This window comes from Faecalicatena contorta, from assembly GCF_021531995.1.
Classification (GTDB): domain Bacteria; phylum Bacillota; class Clostridia; order Lachnospirales; family Lachnospiraceae; genus Dorea_A; species Dorea_A contorta_A.
This window is the reverse complement of the sequence record NZ_JAFBIZ010000247.1, coordinates 1-1336: the sequence shown is the minus strand read 5'-3', so window position 1 is coordinate 1336 and position 1336 is coordinate 1. Positions and strand designations below refer to the sequence as shown.

General features: G+C 37.9%; 2 protein-coding genes. Both read right to left on the bottom strand.

Annotation, left to right across the window (positions count from 1 at the left end; genetic code table 11):
* Positions 1 to 329: 329 nt before the first annotated feature.
* The gene (locus JQM82_RS15670) at positions 330 to 1097 is read right to left on the bottom strand and encodes a hypothetical protein (protein ID WP_147333823.1); all 768 of its coding nucleotides are present in this window, start codon (positions 1095 to 1097) and stop codon (positions 330 to 332) included.
* 39 nt (positions 1098 to 1136) lie between these two features.
* The coding region (locus JQM82_RS15665) for a hypothetical protein (protein ID WP_235251347.1) at positions 1137 to 1336 on the bottom strand (200 nt) is incomplete at its 5' end.

Sequence of the window (1336 nt, the reverse complement as noted above, 5' to 3'; positions counted from 1 at the left end):
GTTAATATGCGGCAGCATTTATCACATGCTTGATGACCTGGGCTGAACTGCGACCAGCCTTTGCTAAACGGCGATACCCATGCGCTGAACGCGCTTCAGCGCATGGGCTAATCGCCCGGAATAATCAATGACTTTATAGAGTTGGCAGAACGTGGATATGATACTGAACAAATTGCAAGAGCGTTAAGATCTGACATCAATCTTGTAGCAATTAAGGGCGATTTGCTCCGTTCCCAAGGGTATCAATTCAACCACCAAGAACACCGCAACGACTTTCTCAAATATAACAAATAAGACCGTCTACTCATTTGAGCAGGCGGTCTTATATTTTAAGGTGCATTTCTTCTTGTTCCACACTTAGGACATACCGGATAGAGCTTTAATTCATTGTAATTGGAGAAAATCTCAAAGTCTGTAATAACAAATCTATCAAGCATACTATCTTTCAAGACAATTTTTTCACACTCTGTTGGGCATTCAAAATCGCTTGCTTCATATCCTGCTTCCGGTCTAATCCAATGGAAGTATTCTTGACAACCTTTGGTGCAACGAGTTTTACCCCATTCAATTCCGCATTCGGCATTGCTACATTTCCAATGGTCGTTTCCAACTTTAGTAATGTGAGTTCCTCCACATATCGGACAATGAATTGGTTGTTCTTCAATTTCCATAAGTAATTTTGTGCGATGCAGAGAGATGTACTTCATAAGTCTTTGAATACTACCTACATCTGTTTGATTAACCGGTAAAATGGCTCTGTGATAGTTTTTCCAATCATTGTTGTCGCTATCAAAGAAAGCTTCACCATAATTAAACACTCGTCGTATAACTTCTCCCTGTTCAATGGAAGTAAAATCGTCCATTGAGTTTGCAACTAAATAACACAAATAATCATCACCACGTTCAAACAGTTCATCCGCTAATTTATTGATGCCACTCGCTTCAGAACTTGTTTTATAAAAAAGAGGAACGATAGTGAGTTTTCGTGTTTTTAGTTCGTGAAGCCCTTTATTGGCGTCAAGCGAATCAATAAAGTCAGTCCAAACAGAGCGACATTTATCGTAATGTTCGTGTTCTACTTTAGATAGTCTGCGCAAGTCAGACTGTTTAATGTGGACTAAGTTTCTTAGATCACTTTAAAAATCAATCATATCATAGACATCCGTTTTTAAATATGGATTTTTTATGATAAATTTTTGTTTGTTAACAGATAAAAGTAATGCCGTTTTAGTGGCCCCTCCTACAAGCGGTCCACTCAAATCTTCGCTAGAGTATGAAAAATTTTTTATATCTAACTCGGTTATATCGCTATTGTCACCAAAATTACCTATTATTC